Here is a 15169-nt window from a genome sequence, read left to right as displayed (position 1 = left end):
TAGTCGAAAAAAATATATCGTTAGAACTTTTTCGGCTGCGCCATGTCATAGCGTGAACCAGCAACACTCACGGAGACAATTTTTATGTCCAGCGCAAAGGTAGCCAAGCCAATAGTCACCCATTTCTTCGACGAGCCCACCAACACCTTCAGTTACGTGGTGCAGGATCCCGACAGCAAGGCTTGTGCGATCATCGACTCGGTGCTCGATTTCGACTACGCCGCCGGGCGTACCGACGTGCGCTCCGCCGATGAGATCATCGCTTTCGTCAAGGCTGAGGGGCTGACGGTGGAATGGATCCTCGAGACCCATGTGCACGCCGACCACTTGTCCGCCGCGCCCTATCTGCACGACTCGCTGGGCGGCAAGACTGGCATTGGCGCCAGGATCATCGAGGTGCAGGAAATCTTCGGCAAGGCCTTCAATGCCGGCACCGAGTTTGCCCGTGACGGCAGCCAGTTCGATCGCCTCTTCGAGGAGGGCGATACCTTCACCATCGGTAAACTGGAAGGGCGGGTGCTGCACACCCCGGGCCATACCCCCGCCTGCCTGACCTATGTGATCGGTGATGCCGCCTTCGTCGGCGATACCCTGTTCATGCCGGACTACGGCACGGCGCGCTGCGATTTTCCCGGTGGCGACGCGCGTACTCTTTACCGTTCGATACAGAAGGTGCTGGCGCTGCCGAGCGAGACGCGCTTGTTCCTGTGCCACGACTACAAGGCGCCGGATCGAGAGGAGTACCTGCACGAGACCAGCGTGGCCGAACAGCGCGAACACAACGTGCACGTGCATGAGGGCATCAGCGAGGACGAGTTCGTGACGATGCGCACCGAGCGCGATGCGACCCTGGGCATGCCCAAGCTGATCCTGCCGTCGGTGCAGGTCAACATGCGCGCCGGCCACCTGCCACCGGCCGAGGACAACGGCCAGGTCTATCTCAAGGTGCCGATCAATACGTTCTGACCCGGCCTACCCTGTTCAACGCTCACCTGCAGAGGAAGCAACATGCAAATTCACGAACTCGAACCTGGCTTCGCCATCACCAGTGCCGTTTCGCCTACCGATCTCGACGAAGTCGCCCGCCGCGGCTTCCGCTCGGTGATCTGCAACCGTCGCCCCGGTGAGGCCAAGGATCATCCCGACGACCGTGCGTTGAGTGCTCGGGCCGCCGAGCTTGGTCTGCAATGGCGCGCTATCCCGGTCGCTCCGGGTGAGTATGGCGAGGCGGATATTGAAGCCTTCGGCCGCGCGATTGATGCGTTGCCCACACCGATCCTGGCCTTCTGCCGCACCGGCAAGCGTGCAGTCCATCTCTGGGCCCATGCGCGCAGCCAGCAGGCGAGCTGCGATATTCCGGCACTGCTGTCTGCCGCCCACGCCGCCGGCCATGACCTGGAGGAGCGGCGCCCGCAGTTGGAAGCCGCTGCCGGACAGCGCTGAGCGATGAACCCGAAGCGCTACCTGCCGATCCTGCAATGGCTGCCGCATTACGACCGCGGGACCCTTTCCAGCGATTTGCTGGCCGCGGTGATCGTCACCATCATGCTGATCCCGCAGTCGTTGGCCTATGCCATGCTGGCCGGCCTGCCGCCAGAAGTGGGGCTCTACGCAAGTATCGCGCCGCTGGTTGTCTATGCAGTGTTCGGCACCAGCCGCACCCTGGCGGTCGGGCCGGTGGCGGTGGTCTCGTTGATGACCGCCGCGGCGGTCGGGCAAGTGGCTTCCCAGGGCGGCCCCGAGTATCTCGGTGCGGCGCTGGTGCTGACGCTGATGTCGGGGCTGATCCTGACCGTGATGGGCGTGGCGCGGTTGGGCTTTCTGGCCAACTTCCTGAGCCACCCGGTGATCTCCGGCTTCATCACCGCCTCCGGCCTGATCATTGCCGCTGGGCAGGCCAAGCACCTGCTGGGCGTCGAGGCCAGCGGCCAACACCTGCCCCAGCTTCTGGCCAGCATGATGCGTCACTTGAGCGACGTGAACCTTCCGACCCTGGTGATCGGCCTGTCGGTATTGGCTTTTCTGTATGCCGCACGACGCTGGCTGAAGCCGGGGTTGCTCCGTGCGGGGGTCTCGGCGCGTCCGGCGGACATGTTGACCAAGGCGGCACCGATTCTCGCCGTGGCGGCGACCACGCTCGCCACTTGGGCGCTGGGACTGGACCAGTACGGTGTGGCCGTGGTCGGCGAGGTGCCGGCTGGCCTGCCGCCATTGACGCTGCCGGGGCTGGACATGGGGCTGTGGCGGGAGCTGTTCGTGGCGGCCCTGCTGATCAGCATCGTCGGCTTCGTCGAATCGGTGTCGGTGGGTCAGACGCTTGCCGCCAAGCGCCGCCAGCGCATCGACCCCGACCAGGAACTGGTGGGGCTTGGCACCTCGAACATCGCTTCCTCGCTGACCGGCGGCATGCCGGTGACCGGTGGTTTTGCGCGTTCGGTGGTGAATTTCGATGCCGGCGCCGAGACGCCGGCGGCGGGGGCCTTTACTGCCGTGGGCATCGCCGTGGCGGCGCTGCTGCTGACCCCGCTGATCGCCTACCTGCCGATCGCCACCCTGGCGGCTACCATCATCGTCGCGGTGCTCTCCCTGGTTGACCTTGGGGCGGTGAAACGGACCTGGAGCTACTCGCGAAGCGATGTGGCGGCCATGCTGGCGACCATTGCCATGACCCTGCTGCAGGGTGTGGAAGTCGGCATCATGGTCGGCGTGGGGCTGTCGCTGGCGCTGCACCTCTATCGCACCAGCCGGCCCCACAGCGCCTTGGTCGGACGGGTGCCGGGCACCGAGCATTTTCGTAATGTCGAGCGCCACACCGTCGAGACCGACGAGCGCCTGGCCATCCTGCGGGTGGACGAGAGCCTCTACTTTGCCAATGCCCGCTTCCTCGAGGACACCGTGATGGATATTGCCACCCGCCAGCCCAGCCTCGAGCAGCTGGTGCTGGCCTGCCAGGCAGTCAACGTTATCGATGCCTCGGCGCTGGAGAGCCTGGAGGCGATCAATGCCCGCCTGAAGGACGCCGGTGTGATGCTGCACCTGGCTGAGGTCAAGGGACCGGTGATGGATCGCCTGCAGCACACCGATTTCTGCCACGAGATGACCGGCAAGGTGTTCCTGAGCACCTTCGACGCCTGGCAGGAGCTTCGCGGCCACAGCGACGGTAGCTTGTCGCGGCGCTGCGCCGAGATGCAGCGGCTCGGGACGCGCCCCGACCCCATCAACGACCTCCCACAACCGCATCCGCGGATGCGCTGAAGGACTCACTTAAGGAGAAACAAACGTGGATTTGAGCGCAACCCTGCATGGGCTGGTCGGCGGCGTGCTGATCGGCCTGTCCGCCACTTGGCTGATGGCGACCCTGGGCCGAATCGCCGGTATCAGCGGCATCATTGGAACCCTGATCACCGCCCGTCCCAAGGGCGACAGCGCCTGGCGCCTCACCTTCGTGCTTGGCCTGATCAGCGGCCCCATCGTGCTGATGCTCTCCGGCGGCGGGCTGGGCAACGTTGCCGGCGGCGCGGTCGACGTGACGGGCCAGGTCATCGGTGAGCCCGCAGGCGGGGTAATGCTGATGCTCGTCGCCGGCCTGCTGGTCGGCGTCGGTACCGGACTCGGCAGTGGCTGTACCAGTGGGCATGGCGTGTGCGGTCTGGCTCGACTGTCGCCGCGCTCCTTGGTAGCGACCCTGACCTTTCTGGCGGCGGCAATGATCACCGTCTACGTGGTTCGGCACATCATCGGAGGTGGCGCATGAAGACATCGACGTTGAAACCAGTGATGGGCTATGTCGCCGGGCTGATCTTCGGCCTGGGTCTGGGCATCTCCGGCATGACCGACCCCGCTCGAGTGCTGGGCTTTCTGGATGTCGCCGGCGCCTGGGACCCGACCCTGATGTTTGTGCTCGGCGGTGCGGTGGTGACCAACTTCATCGGCTACCGGCTGGTGCTGCGTCGTCCCAGCCCGCTCTATGGCGAGGCTTTCCAACTGCCGACCCGACGAGACCTGGACGGCCGCCTGATCGGCGGCGCCGCGCTGTTCGGCATCGGTTGGGGGCTGTCCGGCTACTGCCCCGGGCCGGCCGTCGCTTCCATCGCCGGATTAACGCTTCCATTGGCCGCCCTGCTGGTGGCGATGGTCGCTGGCTGGTTCCTGGCGAGAGCGGTGCCCACCAGCGCCTGATAATCGGGTTTTTCCGCGACGATAGGCTATAACGATAAGAGTTTACGTCGCTTGGAGAGAGCTGTCCTTCAGGATGTAAGCGAGCGGAAAGCCCACCTGGGCTTCCTGGTCCAGGCGAGCCGTAGAGCTGACCGCGCAAGGGTCGATAACAACATAGAGGGGCAACCATGATGACCAGCAAGTACATCGCCGGTGGGCTCGGCCTGCTGCTGGGCCTCGGTCTGGTCGACGGCAAGGCCGAGGCCCAGAACGGCGACGTCGAGCGTGGCGAGACGGCCGCGGGGACCTGCGTGGCTTGCCACCAGGCCGACGGCAGCGGCATGAACGTGCCCGGCGGCGAATCCTGGCCCCGTCTGGCCGGTCTGGACGCCGGCTACATCGCCAAGCAGCTCCACGACTTCAAGGCAGACCGTCGTCATAACGCCAGCATGCAACCCTTCGCCAACATGCTCGATGATCAGCAGATTGCCGACGTGGCCGCCTACTACAGCGAGATGCCGGTGACCGCGGCCCAGGGCGGCGGCGATGCCGACGAGGCGCTGCTGGCCCGCGGCGAGCAGCTCGCCCTGCGCGGCGACTGGGATGAGTACATCGTCTCCTGCAAGAGTTGTCACGGTCCGCGCAACGAGGGCGCTGGCGACACCTTTCCGGGTATCGCCAGCCAGCACGCCGGTTACATCAAGAGCCAGCTGCATGCCTGGCAGGCAGGCGAGCGTGATAACGACCCGCAGAACCTCATGGGTGCCATCGCCAAGCGCATGGGCGATGACGACATACGCGCCGTTTCCGCCTGGCTGGCCAACCAGTCCGTGGCGCCCGAGCAGGGGGAAAGCCAATGACCGCTCACAAGATACCCTTGGCCCTGGCCAGTGCAGCCCTGACCGCCGGGATGAGCCTGGCCACCCTTGCCGAGCCTATGCCGTCGACGGTTGCGACGCTGGTGGAACTTGGTTACCCGGCCCCCCAAGAGGGCGAGCTTGTCCACATTCCGCCGACCATGGCGGATCTCGAGAAAGCCGACTTGCATCCGGAAACCAAGGAGGTCATCCGTCGCGGCTACGACCTCTTCACCAACACCCAGCAGCTGCGCGGCGAGAACGTCTTCAACGAGATGAACTGCTCCAGCTGTCATCTCGGCGAGGGGCGCCAACCGTTCAGCGCGCCAATCTGGCCGGCGGCGGTCACTCTGCCCAGCTATCGCGGCAAGAACGACCACGTCAACAACCTGGAGGAGCGCATCGCCGGCTGCTTCGCCTATTCCATGAACGGCGTGCCGCCCGAGTACGGCAGTGACGACATGCTGGCGCTGTCGGCCTACCACCAGTGGTTGGCCAAGGGCGCGCCGATGTATCCCGACCAGCCGATCTATGGCCGCGGCTTTCCGGCACCGGAGCGTCCCGAAAAGCTGAGCTACCAGCGTGGCGAGGAGCTCTACCAGGCGCAGTGCGCGATCTGCCACAGCGAGGACGGTTCTGGCCTTTACCAAGATGGCGAGTACGTTTTTCCGGCGCCTTGGGGTGACGGTTCCAATAATTGGGGCGCAGGCATCGTGCGGACCGAGACCGCGGCCGGATTCATCAAGAACAACATGCCGCTGGGCCAGCCGCTCTCACTCTCCGACCAGCAGGCGTGGGACATTGCCTACTACATGACCCGGCAGGAGCGCCCGCAGGACCCGCGCTATACCGGCGACGTGGAAGAGACCCTGGAGAAGTTCGGGCCCACCTTCCACAAGAACTCCAGCTACGGTCAGGTGCGCGAGCATGACAGCCACGTGCTGGGCGACCACGCCAACTGGGGCGAGAAGGGCGACGAGGTCACGCCTTGGAACGTCGGCCAGTCGCGCTTCGAGGATCTAAAAGAGAAGTAACTCCCGCTGCCTTCGCGGCATCGCGAACCTCCCGCCTGGCCAAGCCGGTGGGAAGTTCGTGTTTCGGGTAGCGGGGTTCGGATAGCAGGGTTCGGAGAGCAGGGTAGGAAAGGCTTCAGGGGGCTTCGCCGCCCATCATGTCGATCAGGCGCTCCTCGCTCGGCATGCCTTCCACCCTCTGGGTGCGCTCGCCGTCACGATAAAAGGTCGACGGTGTGGCGATCAGCCCCAGCGATTCGAACAGCTGATTGTTAGCGTAGACCTGCTCTTCGATGTCGCGGGGCTGGGCGGAGGCCTCGATTTCCACGCGCCCAGCGTAGTGCGCGTCAAGTGCTGCGACCGGGTCCTCGGCACCCAGCAAGGCGGCGGCCTTGGCGGGGCTGTCCTGGGCGAGAATGCCCACCATCACATGACGAATCTGCACCTCGCCGGCGTCGACCCAGGGGCGGGTCGCTTCCCATAATTCGCGGCAGAAGGGGCAGTTGGGATCTGAAAAGGTGTAGATCACACGTGGCGCCTGGCTGTCGCCATCGCGAATCCACGCCCCTTTCTCGACCTCTTCCCAGGCGGCGGCGTCCTGGGCGGCGCGGATATGCTCGTCCAATGCGGCATTGGAGAGATCCGTGCCCTCCGCGTCCACCAGGGTACCTACCACTGCGTGCTGACCATCGGCGGTCAGGTAGATGGCAACCTCGCCACCCTCGTAGCTGGCGGCGTAGCCGGTCAGCCCGGCGGGCGCCTCGAACTCGGCATGAATGGTCAGCCCCTGGGCGGTGAGCGCCTTGACCGGGGCCGGCCAGTGATCATCGGCCGACGCCGGCAACGCCAAGGCGCAAGCCAGGGCCAGGGCAACGGCAACGGCAACGGCAACGGGAGACGGTAGGGAAAAACGGACAGACAAGGGCATGGCAATTTCCTGACGATGAAGTTTCCTGACAATGAAGCGCGTCAGATTCTGCCATGAAGCGGGTCCTGTCACGACCCTGACCATCGTGATGGCGGCCTCGGCGGGAGAGGCGCTGCCGGAGACGAAACGTCGCATCCACCAGCACATCGCGACGATAGTGCGGTATAACAGTCGGCTGACATGTACTGAGGAGACAACGATATGCGGTTATTCCTGCCCACCCTGACAGCGTTGATGCTCGCGCTGGCCAGTCACGTGGCGATGGCCCAGTCGGTCACGGTGGAAGATACCCAGGTGCGCGCGGTGCCCCCGGTGTCGACGACCTCGGCGGCCTTCATGGTGCTGCATAATGCCGGGGATGAGGACACCGAGATCGTCGCGGCGTCCTCGCCGGCGGCCGAGGTGCTTGAATTGCACGAGCATCAGCATGTAGATGGCGTAATGCAGATGCGCCGCGTGTCCCAGGTGGGCATTCCCGCCGGTGGTAGCACCGAGCTTGCCCCCGGCGGCCTGCACTTGATGCTGATCAACCTGACGCAACCCCTGATGGAAGGCGAGAGGGTGAACATCACGCTGGAATTCGCCAATGGCGAGACGCTGTCTTTCGACGCTCCCGTACAGCCGGTGCAGACCAGACCTCAGGCGTCGCACGACAAGGCTCACTGATCCTCGCTGACCAACCACAGGCTGCGGTAGGGCGCGAGGCTGTCGATCCGTTTCACCGTGGCCCTCTCCAGCAGGTCATACCAGCATCGTGCGTCGAGCTCGGGCAGGGCCAGCGGCTGGCGCCGGTCGGTGACGTTGTGGATCGCCAGCAGCCGACGTCCATTGGGCAGTGGGCCTCGTTCCAGTACCAATAATTCCGGTGGCGAAGTGATCACGCGCTGAGGCGCGTCCGGGTGAAAGCAGGGCTCGTTGCGGCGCACCGCCAGGCGGCGCTTGAGGGCCATGAAGACTTCCCGAGTCGGCGTGTTGCGGCTGTCGAGCAACTCGTCGAGCTCCTCGCGCTGCCAGCGGCGGCGGTTGAGCGAGCGCAGCCGTCCGCTGCGCTCCACACCTTCGTGATCGCTGAGCGAGGCCGTCAGCGAGTGGAGATACAGCGCGGGGATGCCTTGCAGCGCCATCATCAGGTTCTGGCTGCACAAAAAACGCTCGACCTGCCAGGGGTCGGCGCCGCGCCGTGTGCCTTTCATGGCATCGAACCAGGTGATGTTGATCTCGTAGGGCGTGTCCTCGCCCCCGGGGTTGGCGCGCATGCTCACAAAGCCGCCGAAGCGATGCATCAGTTCCGTTAGCGCCTCGATCTCGTGAGTAGGCAACCTGCCTTCCAGCGGACGCACGCCGATGCCGTCGTGGCTGGCGGTGAAGTTGAGGTAACTGCAACCCGGCGGCAGCTCGGGCAGGCTTGCGAGCCAGGTCGCGAGTGTCCCGGCCTCGCCGCTGGTGAGGGTATGCAGCAGCAGCGGCGGTAGCGGGAATTGGTAGACCAGGTGCGCCTCGTCCGGGGCATCGTCAGGGCCGGAAAGATGTTCCAAGCCAAAGTAGCTGATGTTCTCGAGGTGGGGGACGTTGGTCTCGGTCAGCAGCAGAGTGCCCGGCGCTAGATAGTCGACGACGGTACGCATCAGGCGCACGACCTCATGGGTCTGGGGCAGGTGAACACAGCTGGTGCCGATTTGCTTCCAGAGATAGGCGATGGCGTCCAGGCGGATGATGCGCGCGCCCTGCTGAAGATAGAAAAGCAGGATGTCGATGAATTCCAGCAGTACGTCGGGATTGGCAAAGTCAAGATCGATCTGATCGTCGGAGAAGGTGGCCCAGAGATGCCGGGTACCACGCCGGGTGGCCACCGGCACCAGCAGCGGACTGTTGCGCGGGCGCACCACCGCCGAGAGGTCGGTGGCCGGGTCCATTTCGATGAAGAAGTCGCGTCCCGGTGGGCTGTTGCTCAGGTAATCGACGAACCATAGCGACTCGCGCGAGACGTGGTTAAGCACCAGATCGAACGCCAGGTCGCCACGCTCGGCCAGCTGGCGGATATGCGACCAGTCGCCGAGTGACGGTTCAACCTCGCGGTAATCGATCACCGCGAATCCGTCGTCGCTGCTCCAGGGAAAGAACGGCAGGATATGCACGCCGCTGAAGGTTCCTGGCAGGCGGTTGTCGAGAAAATTAGCCAAGGCCTCGAGGGGCGGGCGGTCGCCGTCGAGCAGGCCGTCGCCGTAAGTGATCAGCCATTGGTCTCGCTCGCTCCACAAGGGTCGCGGGCTGTCCGGCCGTCTGGCGAGTAGTGCACTGCCCTGGTGCGCCACCAGCGCGAGAAGGCGCTCCAGTACTTCCTCGTCGCGTTGGCCATAAAGGAGGGTCAGGCGCGCGCGGGCCCGGTTGACGAATTCAGCGTGATCGAGATGGCGGGGCAGGGTGGGCATCGTGGACATGAAGAATTTCCGGTCGGTTGCCTGGGAAAGCACGCATTGTTTAACAGCATTCCCTGCATAGTATGTGCCAGCTTGGCCAGTTTGGGGCGCTTCCCATCCGGCATCGGCTGGGCGTATACAAGGGGAAACGTTACACTATGGCAACGTTATTTCCCTGACGACCTGGAATCCTTCGATGCATTGTCCCTTCTGCGGAACCCATGACACCAAGGTGACCGACTCGCGCCTGGTCGCCGAGGGCGATCAGGTGCGCCGCCGCCGTCAATGCGTGGCGTGCGGCGAACGCTTTACCACCTACGAGACGGCCGAGCTGGTGATGCCGCGAGTCATCAAGGGCGATGGGACACGAGAGGACTTCAATGAGGCCAAGCTGCGTGCCGGCATGTTGCGTGCCCTTGAAAAGCGTCCGGTCAGCGCCGAAGCCATCGAGGCGGCGGTGGAGCGGATTCGCCAGACGTTGCGTGCTCGCGGCGAGCGGGAGATCAACGCCCGGATCATCGGCGAGGAAGTCATGAGCGCGCTCAAGCGCCTCGACCAGATTGCCTTCATTCGCTTTGCCTCGGTGTATCGCCGCTTTCAGGATATCGACGAGTTTCGCGCCGAGATCGACCGGCTATCTCAAGAGCCGGGCGCCCCGCACGACACGCCTAACAGCTGAGCGCTAACGCTCGCGAAAGAAAGGGAGCCCATGGCATGGCCAAGCAGCCCCCGGAAACCTGGATGGCCCGCGCCCTGCAACTGGCGCGTCGCGGCCTCTATACCACCCATCCCAATCCACGGGTCGGCTGTGTGCTGGTCAAACGCCAGCGCGTGGTCGGCGAGGGGTATCATGTCCGTGCCGGCGAGCCGCATGCCGAGATCCATGCCCTGCGCGCCGCCGGTGAGGCCGCCCGGGGCGCCACGGCCTATGTCACACTCGAGCCCTGCTCGCACCAAGGACGTACTGGCCCCTGCGCCCAAGCCCTGATCGAGGCGAAAGTAAAGACGGTAGTAATCGCCATGGCCGACCCCAATCCCGCCGTGGCGGGCCGCGGTATCACCATGTTGCGTGACGCGAGAATCGAGGTCAGGGTCGGTTTGCTGGAAGACCAGGCGCTGGCGCTCAACCCGGGCTTCGTGATGCGCATGAACCACGGTCGCCCCTTCGTGCGCCTGAAGATGGCGATGAGCCTCGATGGCCGCACCGCCATGCAGTCCGGCGAGTCGCAATGGATCACCGGCCCGCAGGCACGCCGAGAAGTACAGCGCCTGCGGGCGAAGTCGAGCGCGGTGCTGACCGGTGTCGACTCGGTCACCTTCGACAACTCGCGACTCACCGTGCGACCGGAGGCGCTCGACCTCGACGATGCCGAGGCCATTGCCCGGCGACAGCCGCTGAGGGTCGTCGTCGACACACAGTTGCGCCTGCCCCAGGCGGCGGCCTGTCTGAGCGAGCCGGGCCGCACCCTGGTGGCGACCCGCGCCGGCCATGACGACGAAAGGCGCCAGCGGCTTGAGCGTGCCGGCGCCGAGGTGGTGGATATGCCGGCCGGGCCGGAAGGGCGGGTGGACCTGCATGCCTTGCTGCGCTATCTGGCCGAGACCGAGCAGGCCAACGAGGTGTTGCTCGAGACCGGGGCGACCCTGGCGGGGGCCATGCTCGATGCCGGCCTGGTCGACGAGATGCAGCTCTTCATCGCGCCCACCCTGCTGGGTGGCGAGGCGAGGCCCTTGTTTGCGCTGCCGGGCCTGGCGGAAATGGCCCACCAGCGGCCGCTCGAGATTCTCGATATCCGTGCCGTGGGTCACGATTGGCGGATTATCGCCCGACCCCGCTCCTAGGCCTGTTGCCGCATCGGCGCCGAGCGTATGAACCGGCGCCCGACGCCGCGCCACGCTGCACTCTACTGGCGTCCGACGCCGCGCCACGGTGCTCTCTACTGGCGCCCGACGCCGCGCCACGGTGCACTCTACTGGCGCCCGACGCCGCGCCACGGTACCCTGACGCCGTTTCGAGATGAGCCGCCAGGCCTGTCACGCTGAATCACTGGAGATACCATGGTGCACACCTCCTCCGGGGGCATGGCCCCCATTGCTGAACTGGTCGAGGACATTCGCCAGGGTAAGATGGTGATCCTCATGGACGATGAGGATCGCGAGAACGAAGGCGATATCATCATGGCCGCCGAGAAGGTCGAGGCCGAGCACATCAACTTCATGGCGCGTCATGCGCGTGGCCTGATTTGCCTGCCGATGACGCGCAGCCGCTGCGAACATCTGCAGCTGCCGCTGATGGTTCGCGACAACAATTCGGGGTTTGGCACCAAGTTCACGCTCTCCATCGAGGCTGCCGAAGGTGTCACCACGGGTATTTCTGCCGCTGACCGGGCCCGCACCGTGCGAGCGGCAGTGGCGCGCGATGCCAAGCCGGAAGATATTGTTCAGCCGGGACATATCTTCCCGCTGATGGCCGAGCCGGGCGGCGTGCTGCGCCGCGCCGGGCATACCGAAGCGGCGTGCGACTTGGCCGCTCTGGCCGGCTTCGAGCCGAGCGGGGTGATCTGCGAAGTCATGAATGACGACGGCAGCATGGCGCGTCGTCCCGAGCTCGAGCAATTTGCCGCCGAGCATGACCTCAAGATGGGCACCATCGCCGATCTGATCCACTACCGCATCCACAACGAGCAGACCGTTGAGCCGGTGGAGTCGACCCCGGTTCAGACCGCCTTCGGCGAACTGACGCTGCATGTCTTTCGCGATCGCATCCAGGGGGCGCACCATCTGGCGCTGGTCAAGGGGCAGCCGACGCCCGAAAAGCCGACCACGGTACGCGTGCACCTGGCTGATACGCTGCGCGACCTGCTCGGCCTGCAGAAGGGCGAAGGCGGCCACTGGTCGACCCACGCGGCCCTCGAGGAAATTGCTCGCGTCGATCAAGGGGTCTTCGTGCTGCTCGATGACGGACGCCCCCATCAGGATTTCCGTGATCAGCTCGAAGTCTTCCTAGGGCGCCGTCGTACCCCGCGCCACAGCGGTTCGGACGGTGCCGGCAATTACCTGACCATCGGGACCGGATCACAGATACTGCGCCATCTCGGCGTGGGCCGGATGCGCCTGCTCAGTTCACCCTGGAAGTTCTCGGCACTTTCCGGCTTTGACCTTGAAGTGGTCGAGCGCCTGGGTCCCGATGACATTGCCACCGATCAGAGCGCTGCCGACGAGTGAGCGCAGCAGTCACCCCTTTCAACGGCATGGCCCGGCCGTGCCCGGATTCAGCCGGACTGAGTTCACGAGGAACCTGAAACCATGCAACCGATTTCTCAAGTCGAAGGAACCTTCGTCGACATCGACGGCCGCTACGTCATCGTGGTGGGCCGCTTCAACCATCATGTGGTCGACAGCCTGGTGGAAGGGGCGGTGGATATCCTGATGCGCCACGGCGTCGAGGGCGACAACATCGATATCGTCCACGTGCCCGGCGCCTGGGAGCTGCCCCTGGCGGTCAAGAAGGTCCTTCAAGTGGCGCGTCCGGATGCCGTGATTGCGCTGGGGGCGGTGATCCGTGGCGGCACGCCGCACTTCGAGTACGTGGCCGGTGGCTGCAACGCTGCGCTTGGCAACCTGCAACTCGAGTTCGAGACACCCATCGCCAATGGCGTGCTCACCGTCAACTCCATCGAGCAGGCCATCGAGCGTGCCGGTACCAAGGCCGGCAACAAGGGCGCGGAAGCGGCCATGGCCGCCATGGAGATGGTCTCGCTACTGCGCTGCTTCGGCAATGATGACGACCAGGACCCGCACGCAGAGGACAAGGCATGAAAGGCGACAAACCCCGTGCCCCCTCGGCGGCTCAGCAGTCGCGGCATGCCGCGCGCGAGCTGGCGGTGCAGGGGCTTTACCAGTGGCAGATGACCGGCAAGTCGATCACCGCGGTCGAGGCGGAATTCCGCAGCCAGGTGGCCGACGAGGACATGGAAGACCACGAGAACTGGCACAAGGTCATGGCGTTCGCCGACCTGGCGCTGTTCCATGAGCTGCTGCATAACGTGGTGCGCTTCAAGGCGGATCTCGACGCGGACATCTCGCCCCTGCTCGATCGCCGCCTCGAGGAGCTCGACCCCATCGAGCTTGCCATCCTGCGCCTGGGCGCCTACGAGCTGTCGCGCCGCCTCGAGGTGCCGTATCGCGCGGTGATCAACGAGGGGGTGGAACTGGCCAAGTCCTTCGGTGCCACGGACAGCCACAAGTACGTCAACAGCATCCTCGACAAGCTCGCCGGCCGCTTGCGTGGTGCCGAGGTCGCCGCCCGTCGTCGCTGATGGGCGCTCTGTGATGCACAGCGAATTCGACCTGATCACGCGTTTCTTGACTCCCGCGCCGCCGCAGGTCGGGGCCGGGGTGCCCCTGGGCGTCGGCGATGATTGCACCTTGCTGTCGCCGACACCGGGCCAGCGCCTGGCGGTCAGTGTGGATACCTCGGTGGTCGATGTGCACTTTCCCGCCGACGCACCCGCCGAGGCCATTGGCCATCGCGCCCTGGCGGTGAGCTTGAGCGATCTGGCCGCCATGGGCGCCAGGTCGCGCTGGTGCCTGATGTCACTGACCCTGCCGAGCGCGGACGCCGACTGGCTCGAAGGCTTCGCCAAGGGCTTTCACGCCCTGTGCGATGCCACCGGGACCGCGCTGGTCGGCGGTGATACCACACAGGGCGAACTGGCGGTCGGAGTCACCGTCATGGGCGAGGTGTCGCCCGCCGCGGCGCTGACCCGGAGTGGCGCGCGGTCCGGCGACCTGCTGGCGGTAACCGGCGCGCTGGGTGGGGGCGCCGGTGGGCTTGCCCTCTGGCAGCAAGGCGAGCGCGACCTCACCCACCCGCTACTGGCGCGCTACCTGCTGCCCCAGCCGCGCCTCGCGGCCGGCGAGGCGCTGGCGGGCCTGGCTACCGCGGCGATCGATATCTCCGATGGTCTGCATGCCGATCTCAAGCACCTGCTGGCAAGCTCAGGCGTCGGTGCCGAGCTGGACATCGCCGCGTTACCGCTGGCCGAAGGGTTGGTCGCGGCACTGGGCGAAGCGCATGCACAAGAGGCGGCCCTCAGCGGCGGCGACGACTATGAACTGCTGATAAGCCTGCCCGCCGAGCGCCTCGATGAGGCTCGCGAGCGGGTGGCGACGACGGGCCTTGCGTTGACGGTCATCGGCCGCACCACCACTACCCCAGGCATCGCCGGTTTTGATGAGGCGTTGCAGGGTGGATGGCAGCATTTTTCCGGGCAAGCTGTCGACGGAGTCACGCCATGAATCGCGCCCCTGCCAGCGTCTGGCACCGCCCGACCCACTTTCTCGCCTTCGGGCTGGGCAGCGGTGCCGTCCCCTTCGCGCCGGGAACCTTTGGTACCCTGGCGGCGATTCCCTTCTACTGGCTGATCTCCGAATTACCGCTCAACTGGTATATGGCCCTGCTGGTCGTGACCTTCGTATGGGGGGTCTGGCTCTGCGACAAGGCTTCCCAGGACATGGGGGTACACGATCATTCCGGCATCGTCTGGGATGAATTCGTCGGGTACTGGATCACCATGACGGCCGTGCCTTTTTCCTGGGAGGCAGCGCTGTGGGGGTTCGTGATCTTCCGAGTCTTCGATGTCTTCAAACCCTGGCCGATTCGTTGGGCGGACCGGCGAGTGGCGGGGGGGTTTGGCATCATGATCGACGATGTCCTTGCAGGCATATATGCCTGGAGTACGATGCATATCTGGTTCTGGCTGCACTGACCAAAAGCACTGATCAAGTGCAGCG

Annotated in this window: 18 protein-coding genes; 16 read left to right on the top strand and 2 right to left on the bottom strand. The window is 65.1% G+C overall.

Translation table 11 applies throughout. The annotated features are described in order from the left end of the window. Positions 1-84 precede the first annotated feature (84 nt). From BM341_RS03855 to BM341_RS03825, 7 genes are all read left to right on the top strand, one after another. Positions 85-966 carry an MBL fold metallo-hydrolase gene (locus BM341_RS03855; protein ID WP_089793086.1) on the top strand — a complete coding sequence of 294 codons (882 nt, stop codon included), beginning with the start codon at positions 85-87 and terminating at the stop codon, positions 964-966. Between the two features lie 42 nt (positions 967-1008). Further along, positions 1009-1443 carry a protein tyrosine phosphatase family protein gene (locus BM341_RS03850; protein WP_089793084.1) on the top strand — a complete coding sequence of 145 codons (435 nt, stop codon included), beginning with the start codon at positions 1009-1011 and terminating at the stop codon, positions 1441-1443. Positions 1444-1446: 3 nt separating this feature from the next. Continuing rightward, on the top strand, positions 1447-3255 hold the full coding sequence (locus BM341_RS03845; protein WP_089793082.1) for a SulP family inorganic anion transporter: 1809 nt from the start codon (positions 1447-1449) through the stop codon (positions 3253-3255). A 25-nt stretch (positions 3256-3280) separates the two neighbouring features. Then, positions 3281-3754: a YeeE/YedE family protein gene (locus BM341_RS03840; RefSeq protein WP_089793081.1), complete on the top strand. Its 474-nt coding sequence runs from the start codon at positions 3281-3283 to the stop codon at positions 3752-3754. Beyond that, complete coding sequence (locus tag BM341_RS03835) at positions 3751-4179, top strand: DUF6691 family protein (protein WP_175507789.1); 429 nt, start codon at positions 3751-3753, stop codon at positions 4177-4179. Before BM341_RS03840 ends, BM341_RS03835 begins: the two co-directional genes overlap by 4 nt. A gap of 167 nt (positions 4180-4346) precedes the next feature. Then, entirely contained in the window at positions 4347-5018 is a 672-nt protein-coding gene (locus BM341_RS03830; protein WP_245784147.1) for a c-type cytochrome, read from the top strand. After that, the gene (locus BM341_RS03825; RefSeq protein ID WP_175507788.1) at positions 5015-6049 is read left to right on the top strand and encodes a c-type cytochrome; all 1035 of its coding nucleotides are present in this window, start codon (positions 5015-5017) and stop codon (positions 6047-6049) included. Before BM341_RS03830 ends, BM341_RS03825 begins: the two co-directional genes overlap by 4 nt. A 115-nt stretch (positions 6050-6164) precedes the next feature. Here BM341_RS03825 and dsbG read toward each other — a convergent pair whose 3' ends face one another. Then, positions 6165-6956 carry a thiol:disulfide interchange protein DsbG gene (gene dsbG / locus BM341_RS03820; RefSeq protein WP_089793077.1) on the bottom strand — a complete coding sequence of 264 codons (792 nt, stop codon included), beginning with the start codon at positions 6954-6956 and terminating at the stop codon, positions 6165-6167. A 201-nt stretch (positions 6957-7157) separates the two neighbouring features. Between dsbG and BM341_RS03815 the strand changes: the two genes are divergently transcribed. Further along, positions 7158-7622, top strand: a complete 465-nt coding sequence (locus tag BM341_RS03815) for a copper chaperone PCu(A)C (RefSeq protein ID WP_089793075.1) — start codon at positions 7158-7160, stop codon at positions 7620-7622. Here the strand turns inward: BM341_RS03815 and BM341_RS03810 are convergent. Further along, on the bottom strand, positions 7616-9394 hold the full coding sequence (locus tag BM341_RS03810) for a sugar phosphorylase (protein ID WP_425431972.1): 1779 nt from the start codon (positions 9392-9394) through the stop codon (positions 7616-7618). The two genes, BM341_RS03815 and BM341_RS03810, sit on opposite strands and share 7 nt — an antisense overlap. Positions 9395-9569: 175 nt before the next feature. Between BM341_RS03810 and nrdR the strand changes: the two genes are divergently transcribed. The 8 genes from nrdR (at position 9570) to BM341_RS03775 (ending at position 15144) form a co-directional block, all read left to right on the top strand. Next, positions 9570-10052 carry a transcriptional regulator NrdR gene (gene nrdR, locus BM341_RS03805; protein WP_089793073.1) on the top strand — a complete coding sequence of 161 codons (483 nt, stop codon included), beginning with the start codon at positions 9570-9572 and terminating at the stop codon, positions 10050-10052. 35 nt (positions 10053-10087) lie between these two features. Next, positions 10088-11215: a bifunctional diaminohydroxyphosphoribosylaminopyrimidine deaminase/5-amino-6-(5-phosphoribosylamino)uracil reductase RibD gene (gene ribD / locus BM341_RS03800; RefSeq protein ID WP_089793071.1), complete on the top strand. Its 1128-nt coding sequence runs from the start codon at positions 10088-10090 to the stop codon at positions 11213-11215. A gap of 27 nt (positions 11216-11242) precedes the next feature. Continuing rightward, complete coding sequence (locus BM341_RS19180; RefSeq protein WP_175507787.1) at positions 11243-11416, top strand: hypothetical protein; 174 nt, start codon at positions 11243-11245, stop codon at positions 11414-11416. Between the two features lie 15 nt (positions 11417-11431). Continuing rightward, positions 11432-12598 (top strand): bifunctional 3,4-dihydroxy-2-butanone-4-phosphate synthase/GTP cyclohydrolase II, encoded by a 1167-nt coding sequence (gene ribBA / locus BM341_RS03795; RefSeq protein WP_089793069.1) that lies wholly within the window; start codon positions 11432-11434, stop codon positions 12596-12598. Between the two features lie 81 nt (positions 12599-12679). Beyond that, positions 12680-13192 (top strand): 6,7-dimethyl-8-ribityllumazine synthase, encoded by a 513-nt coding sequence (gene ribH / locus BM341_RS03790; protein WP_089793068.1) that lies wholly within the window; start codon positions 12680-12682, stop codon positions 13190-13192. After that, positions 13189-13692 (top strand): transcription antitermination factor NusB, encoded by a 504-nt coding sequence (gene nusB / locus BM341_RS03785; protein WP_089793066.1) that lies wholly within the window; start codon positions 13189-13191, stop codon positions 13690-13692. Before ribH ends, nusB begins: the two co-directional genes overlap by 4 nt. 13 nt (positions 13693-13705) lie before the next feature. Beyond that, the gene (thiL, locus tag BM341_RS03780) at positions 13706-14674 is read left to right on the top strand and encodes a thiamine-phosphate kinase (RefSeq protein ID WP_089793064.1); all 969 of its coding nucleotides are present in this window, start codon (positions 13706-13708) and stop codon (positions 14672-14674) included. Beyond that, positions 14671-15144 (top strand): phosphatidylglycerophosphatase A family protein, encoded by a 474-nt coding sequence (locus tag BM341_RS03775; RefSeq protein ID WP_089793062.1) that lies wholly within the window; start codon positions 14671-14673, stop codon positions 15142-15144. Before thiL ends, BM341_RS03775 begins: the two co-directional genes overlap by 4 nt. The last annotated feature ends 25 nt before the right edge of the window (positions 15145-15169 follow it).

The sequence above is a fragment of the Halomonas korlensis genome (assembly GCF_900116705.1).
Taxonomy (GTDB): domain Bacteria; phylum Pseudomonadota; class Gammaproteobacteria; order Pseudomonadales; family Halomonadaceae; genus Halomonas; species Halomonas korlensis.
This window is presented reverse-complemented; position numbering and strand designations above follow the sequence as displayed.

Excerpts from the sequence above, each read along its gene's own strand:
- BM341_RS03855 (WP_089793086.1), top strand. The coding sequence starts at position 85 with ATGTCCAGCGCAAAGGTAGCCAAGCCAATAGTCACCCATTTCTTCGAC.
- BM341_RS03850 (WP_089793084.1), top strand. The coding sequence starts at position 1,009 with ATGCAAATTCACGAACTCGAACCTGGCTTCGCCATCACCAGTGCCGTT.
- BM341_RS03845 (WP_089793082.1), top strand. The coding sequence starts at position 1,447 with ATGAACCCGAAGCGCTACCTGCCGATCCTGCAATGGCTGCCGCATTAC.
- BM341_RS03835 (WP_175507789.1), top strand. The coding sequence starts at position 3,751 with ATGAAGACATCGACGTTGAAACCAGTGATGGGCTATGTCGCCGGGCTG.
- BM341_RS03830 (WP_245784147.1), top strand. The coding sequence starts at position 4,347 with ATGATGACCAGCAAGTACATCGCCGGTGGGCTCGGCCTGCTGCTGGGC.
- BM341_RS03825 (WP_175507788.1), top strand. The coding sequence starts at position 5,015 with ATGACCGCTCACAAGATACCCTTGGCCCTGGCCAGTGCAGCCCTGACC.
- dsbG (WP_089793077.1), bottom strand. The coding sequence starts at position 6,956 with ATGCCCTTGTCTGTCCGTTTTTCCCTACCGTCTCCCGTTGCCGTTGCC.
- BM341_RS03815 (WP_089793075.1), top strand. The coding sequence starts at position 7,158 with ATGCGGTTATTCCTGCCCACCCTGACAGCGTTGATGCTCGCGCTGGCC.
- BM341_RS03810 (WP_425431972.1), bottom strand. The coding sequence starts at position 9,394 with ATGTCCACGATGCCCACCCTGCCCCGCCATCTCGATCACGCTGAATTC.
- nrdR (WP_089793073.1), top strand. The coding sequence starts at position 9,570 with ATGCATTGTCCCTTCTGCGGAACCCATGACACCAAGGTGACCGACTCG.
- ribD (WP_089793071.1), top strand. The coding sequence starts at position 10,088 with ATGGCCAAGCAGCCCCCGGAAACCTGGATGGCCCGCGCCCTGCAACTG.
- BM341_RS19180 (WP_175507787.1), top strand. The coding sequence starts at position 11,243 with ATGAACCGGCGCCCGACGCCGCGCCACGCTGCACTCTACTGGCGTCCG.
- ribBA (WP_089793069.1), top strand. The coding sequence starts at position 11,432 with ATGGTGCACACCTCCTCCGGGGGCATGGCCCCCATTGCTGAACTGGTC.
- ribH (WP_089793068.1), top strand. The coding sequence starts at position 12,680 with ATGCAACCGATTTCTCAAGTCGAAGGAACCTTCGTCGACATCGACGGC.
- nusB (WP_089793066.1), top strand. The coding sequence starts at position 13,189 with ATGAAAGGCGACAAACCCCGTGCCCCCTCGGCGGCTCAGCAGTCGCGG.
- thiL (WP_089793064.1), top strand. The coding sequence starts at position 13,706 with ATGCACAGCGAATTCGACCTGATCACGCGTTTCTTGACTCCCGCGCCG.
- BM341_RS03775 (WP_089793062.1), top strand. The coding sequence starts at position 14,671 with ATGAATCGCGCCCCTGCCAGCGTCTGGCACCGCCCGACCCACTTTCTC.